The following is a 6,718-nucleotide window of genomic DNA, read 5'->3' as shown; positions in this document are numbered from 1 at the left end:
GGAATATCAATTTCCATTTCACCAAATTGAGTTTTTACAGTCTTTTGGGTATATCCATTTCTTGAGTTTGGAGTATCTTTATCTTTCTTCTCATACTTTTCATATCCAAGCTCTGTAGAAAGCTCTGCTTCAAGCATTTCTTGGATAGTATCTTTAAAAAGGTTTTTTAATGACGCATAAAGGTCTGGAATAGATTGAATATTGTTTTCACTGATGAAATTTTTTAATTGTTCCTTTGTCAAAATTGACATTTTTAAAAACCTCCTTCTCGGTTTGTTTTATTTTTGAATTCTTACCAAGAAAGAGGTTTTTAATCATTTTACACAAAATTTTTTACAGTCTCTGGAACGGGGGGATGGCAGAACTTTACCATATCATCAGCAGATGTAATAGCGCCTGTTACAGGAAAGCATGTGGTTTACATGTTGTTTAAAGGCAGCGGTTATTTATTTAATTTTGATAAATTCACCTTTGGCGATCCCAGCGTATTTTCAGCTCCAATATCTCCTCCTGCACCTATTTATGATAATATTCCGCCAGGAGATGTGGAACATGTTCAAGTTATAAGAAGCAACGATAGTATGAAATTGTTCTGGGAAGGTCCGTATGATATTGATGCGCAAAAAGTAGAGATAAGTATATCCAGCAACGGACAGAGAATCGGCGATGCCATATATGTTAACAGAGGTGTACAGACTGCAGATATAACAGGCGTTAAGGCAGATACTGATTATGAGATACAAATAAAAGCTATTGATTTTTCTGGCAATATGTCAAAAGGTATAACAGTACTTACAGAAAACCTGCCTAAATTCAGTCTTATTGCAAACGGAAATGCTTTGAAGGATGGTGGTTCGTTTGATGACTGTATGCCTTTGACTTTTAAGGTGTGGGACAATTCGTCGAGTATTGTATCTGCAAAAATAGTTGTGGGTGACAAAGTTTATGCAATTGATCCTAATGTACAACAAAGCATTGAGATAGATATGACAGGTATGGTTGGAAATTGGACGGCATACGCCACTGTGGCTGATATAGGAGGAAATGTGATTGAGAATACGATACAGTTCAAAGTAACAACGAGTATAGATTCAATGAGAAGCTTAATAACTCGTTTTGCAAATTCAAAGGATATAAAAGGAGCAATGATACCACAGCTTTTAAATGCTCTTGATCAAGCAAAGCACCAGCTTGATATAAAAAGACCGGATCATGCGATAAAACATTTGCAGGATTTTATAAAGCACCTTAATAATGCAGCTTTAAGTCATAATTTAACAGATTATGCCAAATCGGTTTTGACTAACGATGCACAGGCCCTTATAAGTATATGGCAAAGTAATAGTACAAAATAAATGACAACGTGTTTGATTAAATATAAAATTACCTATCCTCCAAGATGGATAGGTAATTTTATATTATTTTTTATTATCAACGTTTTGTCTCAAATAGATTATAATTAAAAGAGATTCAAATGGGGAGAGATGTAAATGGAATACATAATTGGAGTGGATATTGGGACTACCAGTACCAAAGCTATTGCTTTTGATTTAAACGGTAGGATTGTCGATAAGGCAAATGTGGAATATTCGATATTAAATACACGACCATCGTGGAGTGAACAGCGTCCTGATGAAATTTTTGATGCTGTCATGAATTCTATTAAAACTGTTGTGGATAAAAATAAGGAGAAAAATAACCGGCTGTTAGCGGTGAGCTTTAGTTCGGCTATGCACAGTACAATGGCAGTGGATGATAAGGGAGAGCCTCTTACCAATTTGATAATATGGGCAGATACGCGAAGCAAGGAATACGCCCAGAGGCTTAAGGAGACCAGGCAGGGCCATGAGATATATATGAAGACAGGTACACCTATACACCCCATGGCTCCCCTCTCAAAACTGGCGTGGTTGAGGGATAATATGAAAGAGGTTTATCAAAAGGCCTATAAGTACATATCCATAAAAGAGTACGTTTTTTACAGGCTTTTTGGACAGTACATAGTGGACTATTCCATTGCGTCAGCCACAGGCCTTTTCAACATATATGCGTTTAAATGGGAGCAGGATGCACTGGACGTGGCAGGGATATCTTGTGATAGGTTATCCGCCCCGGTGCCAACCACATATACGCTAAAAGGTATAAAAAGAGAGTATGCTGAGTATTTAGGCATTGATGTAAATACGCCATTTATAGCAGGAGCCAGCGATGGATGCCTGGCCAATTTAGGTACCAATGCTATAAAGCCCGGAGATGCAGCGGTTACCATCGGGACTAGCGGTGCTATCAGGGTTATATCCGATAGCCCAAAAAGTGATCCGCAGGAAAGGATATTCAGCTATATATTGACAAAAGATCGCTACGTACTGGGAGGGCCTATTAATAATGGCGGCATCGTCTTTAGATGGTTTAGGGATAATTTTGCTGCCGACGAAGTTCAAAAGGCGAAGCAGGAGGGCATGGATGCTTACGACATTTTGACTCAAGAAGCACAAAAGATACCGGCGGGGTCTGATGGGTTGATATTTTTACCGTATTTGTTAGGCGAGAGGGCGCCGCATTGGGACGCCGATGCCAGAGGCGTATTTTTTGGGATCAATATAAAGCACACCAGAGGGCATTTTATCAGGGCCTTGCTGGAAGGTGTTATATATGCGATATACGATGTAGGGAAGGCACTGGAGGAAACTGCGGGAGACATCAATAAGATATATGTAACAGGCGGATTTGTGAGGTCGCCATTATGGGTTCAGATTTTATCAGATGTTTTTGGCAGAAAAGTTCTTCAGGCAGAAAGTTATGAAAGCTCATGCCTGGGAGCAGCTATTTTAGGTATGAAGGCCCTGGGCATCATTGATGGCCTGGATGAAGTTGAAAGATTCGTGCCTGTTTCTAAAGAGTACCTTCCTGATAAAAAGAACAATGCGATTTATAAGGAGATATTTGAAATGTACGCAAGACTCTATAACTTACTAAAAGGCGAATTCAGTAACGCAGCGAATTTGCAGGATAGGCTGTTTTTGGATTAACCGAAATAACAAAAAGCAACGAACACCCGCAGTAGACAATAAACCGCAGTAAACAATAAAATTACTCAAATGTAGAACCCCATTTTAGATTGCGGACTTTCTTGTATCTATCCCGATCGCTTTTTGTGATTGTGACTTGTTTTAAGCCTTCTTTAGTACATAATTCAATTATTATATGCCCTTTTCTTATCTGCGGGTGCCTTATGATTCTGCTATTTATATTGTTATGAGGACTTTTTGAGACACATATATATGAAAATTTTTCATCCTCGTAGGGGAGTTGACCATTTTTAACTCTTCTGTGCAAGCTTGTTCTCTGTATGCGTGAGGAAAAATGACACCAATTGTCATCCGTTATGGGACATTCTTTATCGTGAGGACATGGTGCGATTGAATACGCCCCAAGCGATAACAGAGTTTCTCGTGCTTTCTTTATTCTAGAAAAGCCGTTTTTAGTTCCTGGTTCTATGATGATTAGTATATCATTAGTACTTTCCCATAGTTTTTTGATTACTTTCTGTCGTGCTTCCTCAATTAGTTCACCAATAGAATACGATGCAATGACGATATCATGTTTAGTAATTTCAAACAAACTATTTAAATCCATTTTTACCCAGTTTGCATTTTTAATAGGGTCATGAGTTGATTTAGAAGATAACTTTTTGCCGATATTTATCATGTTTTCATCTCTTTCAATAAGTGTTATTTTATTAATATCACCCCATATTGCAGTTGCTGCCCACATGGCTGGCCCTGGCCCTGCTCCTACGTCTAAAAGCGATTTTGGATGAAAATCACTGTATATTTCTTTTACATGGTTTAATACGGTGTATATTGCTCCATATGTTGCAGGTATTCTGTATACAATATAAGCGATTATTTCTTCATGTTCATTTAAAAATTTATTAGTAGAAGATGGTCTTTCGTCGCGGTATCGTTTAGAAATACTTGAAACTAAAGAAGCTAATTTATTAATACTTATAGATTTTGCTTCGTTTTCTATGGCATTAAGAAGTTCTAATGGCAATTCCATTTATATAAACAATCCTTTCTCTCAATTTTCACGATTTATATTATATCATCAAATCTGAATTTATGTTATAACTCAACTCCTTGGGTGGAATGGATTATATAATTATAATGAATCCATAAATTAAGACAGAAAATCATCGATTTTAAGAAATATGATAAAATAAAAATATAAAAAAGACATATTCACCAGAATTTAAATCCAAAGTTTTACTGGAAATTTTGAAAGAAGAGAAGACCTTGGCCCAAATCGCATCAGAATATGAGGTTAATCCATCTCTTCTAAGCAAATGGAAAACCGCCTTAAAAAATCTCCCGCGATTATTCGAGGAAAATGACAAAAAGATCGAAAAAGAGAGAAAAGCTCAATAGAGGAAGGAGGATGAACTCTACAAAGAAATAGGGCGCTTAACCACTCAACTGAGTGGCTTAAAAAAATCTGGAATCATCCCTCCCGCGTGAGGAGCGATTGGCTTTATTTTCAAACCAGACAATAAAGAGTTTTCAATTGCTGAACAGGCAAATTTATTAAGCCTTAATCGTACAAGTATTTACTACAAACCATTACCGCCATCCGAAGAAGAAATAGCAATAAAGCGCCGAATTGGTGAGATCTACACTTTCAAGAAAATTGGTATCAAAATTACAAATGGTAAAGAAATTTTAATGGACGGCGCTGCAAATCACTTTAAAGGACTTGCAGGCTTAATTTTTTTGCTAAACTATATCATATAACCTTCCAATATAGTATAACCGTGGGAAAAAAGGAGATTTTAATTAATACCTGAAATTCCTTAACTTTTATCGAAAAAGGAGGTCTACTGTGAAATGCTTATACCATATGCAATAGATAAAGAATACAAACTATACAAAGCAGAAGAAGCTAAAAAAGATAAATACTATTTTTGTCCTTCATGTGGAGAACAGGTTATATTGCGGAAAGGTACAATAAGAACGGCACATTTTGCCCATAAACCAGATTCAACATGTAGTAAAGAAACGGTTATTCATAAAACCGCTAAGCTGTTGATACAAGAAGTAATACAATCATGTGAGAAAGATAAAACAAATTTCCCAATTATTTTAAGGGAGTGTAAAATATGTAGAAACCTTGTTAAAAGACGTTTGCCAAATCAAATAGAAAAAGCAATATTAGAATACAAATTGCCGGAAGGACATATTGTAGATGTTGCCCTAATAGCTAACAACAAAGTAGTCGCTGCTGTAAAAATAAAGGTATTTCACAGTGTTAACAAAGAAAAAGAAGATAATTTAAAAATACCCTTTATTGAGGTAGACGGTTATGACATAGTTGAAAATCCTTCCGTATGGAAACCTTTAAAAGATACACTTCCTTCCTTTGTATGTGAACAATGTAAAATATCATGGACAAAATTTAAAGAGAAAGCGAATAAAATAGCCCAAGAAACAAATATACAACTACCAAATCATTATTATCTTTATGGAATTCATAGGTGCTGGAAATGTGGCAAAGAAATCCTTGTTTTTGCGTGGCCAGGAAGCGGAGGATTTACTCATGAAGAACCTAATGTAAAACCAGTTCCTCGAACAATACAGTATCGTTATTCCAACACGATTAAACATAAATACTGGGCTAACACTTGTCCTTATTGCAACTCTATTCAGGGAGATTTTTTTCTTTATTGTGAACCAGAAGGTCCTTTTTTTGTGTGTAACTATGAAGAATATTGTGAATCCAATTACCAAGAAAACATGTTAAAAATAGCAAGCTACGCAAAAGAATTAAAATTATTATAAAATTGCTACAAAAACCTCATCTCCATAAAGAAGGTTTTTGAGGAAGTGGAAAAGATGCTGAATCTGGAAGAACTGTCGGCGTATAAAATGATTATGGAGAAAGGTATAGAAAGAGGTATAGAAAAGGGCAAAGCGGAAGTGGTGCTGAAACTTCTCAATAAAAAATTGGTTAGTTGTATAATTAAATGCAACAGGCAAAAATTTAATTGAGAAAAATTGAAACCATAGTTTCAAACCATGTATGATATTAAGTGAAAATCAAATCACCATACAGGAGGTTTGAAACTATGGCTAAGAATAATAATACCACAAAAAAGAGAAGTTTTAAACACCTGTCACAATATGAAAGGGGAATGATTTATACATTAAGAGAACAAGGTAAATCAATGCGTCAAATAGCAAAGATACTGGGAAGGGCTCCAAGTACTATTTCAAGAGAGATAAGAAGAGGAACCGTTTGATGAATATCGCATAAGGCTGCTATTTATATCCTAATGATACCATGGTTTCCTTAAAATATGCATAAAGTGTTGAACGTTTCATTCTGGTTTGAGGATGGTAAAAATCTATAAACGAGACTGTAAAAAATTTTGTGTAAAATGATTAAAAACCTCTTTCTTGGTAAGAATTCAAAAATAAAACAAACCGAGAAGGAGGTTTTTAAAAATGTCAATTTTGACAAAGGAACAATTAAAAAATTTCATCAGTGAAAACAATATTCAATCTATTCCAGACCTTTATGCGTCATTAAAAAACCTTTTTAAAGATACTATCCAAGAAATGCTTGAAGCAGAGCTTTCTACAGAGCTTGGATATGAAAAGTATGAGAAGAAAGATAAAGATACTCCAAACTCAAGAAATGGATATACTCAAAAGACTGT

Annotated in this window: 7 protein-coding genes and 3 pseudogenes; 8 read left to right on the top strand and 2 right to left on the bottom strand. The window is 35.5% G+C overall.

Translation table 11 applies throughout. The features are described from left to right. The coding region (locus BUB87_RS13510) for a transposase (RefSeq protein ID WP_200792850.1) at positions 1-251 on the bottom strand (251 nt) is incomplete at its 3' end. 96 nt (positions 252-347) lie between these two features. Between BUB87_RS13510 and BUB87_RS15155 the strand changes: the two are divergent. The 3 genes and pseudogenes from BUB87_RS15155 to gntK all read left to right on the top strand — a co-directional run. Next, a pseudogene (locus BUB87_RS15155) lies at positions 348-464 on the top strand (carbohydrate-binding protein); the annotation flags it as partial. 117 nt (positions 465-581) lie between these two features. Next, positions 582-1,355 carry an FIMAH domain-containing protein gene (locus BUB87_RS13505; RefSeq protein ID WP_407641857.1) on the top strand — a complete coding sequence of 258 codons (774 nt, stop codon included), beginning with the start codon at positions 582-584 and terminating at the stop codon, positions 1,353-1,355. Positions 1,356-1,490: 135 nt separating this feature from the next. Beyond that, positions 1,491-3,029 carry a gluconokinase gene (gntK, locus tag BUB87_RS13500; RefSeq protein ID WP_073346546.1) on the top strand — a complete coding sequence of 513 codons (1,539 nt, stop codon included), beginning with the start codon at positions 1,491-1,493 and terminating at the stop codon, positions 3,027-3,029. Positions 3,030-3,090: 61 nt separating this feature from the next. Here gntK and BUB87_RS13495 read toward each other — a convergent pair whose 3' ends face one another. Further along, complete coding sequence (locus tag BUB87_RS13495; RefSeq protein ID WP_073346543.1) at positions 3,091-4,062, bottom strand: small ribosomal subunit Rsm22 family protein; 972 nt, start codon at positions 4,060-4,062, stop codon at positions 3,091-3,093. A gap of 167 nt (positions 4,063-4,229) precedes the next feature. Between BUB87_RS13495 and BUB87_RS15150 the strand changes: the two are divergent. The 5 genes and pseudogenes from BUB87_RS15150 to BUB87_RS13475 all read left to right on the top strand — a co-directional run. Beyond that, positions 4,230-4,679: pseudogene (locus BUB87_RS15150) on the top strand (transposase); the annotation flags it as partial. A gap of 207 nt (positions 4,680-4,886) precedes the next feature. Beyond that, on the top strand, positions 4,887-5,837 hold the full coding sequence (locus BUB87_RS13485; RefSeq protein WP_073346540.1) for a competence protein CoiA family protein: 951 nt from the start codon (positions 4,887-4,889) through the stop codon (positions 5,835-5,837). A 54-nt stretch (positions 5,838-5,891) separates the two neighbouring features. Next, the gene (locus tag BUB87_RS15000) at positions 5,892-6,047 is read left to right on the top strand and encodes a hypothetical protein (RefSeq protein WP_200792849.1); all 156 of its coding nucleotides are present in this window, start codon (positions 5,892-5,894) and stop codon (positions 6,045-6,047) included. Positions 6,048-6,124: 77 nt separating this feature from the next. After that, positions 6,125-6,292: pseudogene (locus BUB87_RS13480) on the top strand (helix-turn-helix domain-containing protein); the annotation flags it as partial. Positions 6,293-6,503: 211 nt separating this feature from the next. Then, on the top strand, positions 6,504-6,718 hold a 215-nt coding region (locus BUB87_RS13475), incomplete at its 3' end, for a transposase (RefSeq protein WP_200792766.1).

Origin of the sequence: Caldanaerobius fijiensis DSM 17918 (assembly GCF_900129075.1) — a bacterium.
GTDB classification, from domain to species: domain Bacteria; phylum Bacillota; class Thermoanaerobacteria; order Thermoanaerobacterales; family Caldanaerobiaceae; genus Caldanaerobius; species Caldanaerobius fijiensis.
This window is presented reverse-complemented; position numbering and strand designations above follow the sequence as displayed.

What these genes read in the sequence shown, in the direction of transcription:
- BUB87_RS15000 (WP_200792849.1), top strand. Translation starts at nt 5,892, where the DNA reads ATGCTGAATCTGGAAGAACTGTCGGCGTATAAAATGATTATGGAGAAA.
- gntK (WP_073346546.1), top strand. Translation starts at nt 1,491, where the DNA reads ATGGAATACATAATTGGAGTGGATATTGGGACTACCAGTACCAAAGCT.
- BUB87_RS13485 (WP_073346540.1), top strand. Translation starts at nt 4,887, where the DNA reads ATGCTTATACCATATGCAATAGATAAAGAATACAAACTATACAAAGCA.
- BUB87_RS13495 (WP_073346543.1), bottom strand. Translation starts at nt 4,062, where the DNA reads ATGGAATTGCCATTAGAACTTCTTAATGCCATAGAAAACGAAGCAAAA.
- BUB87_RS13505 (WP_407641857.1), top strand. Translation starts at nt 582, where the DNA reads ATGAAATTGTTCTGGGAAGGTCCGTATGATATTGATGCGCAAAAAGTA.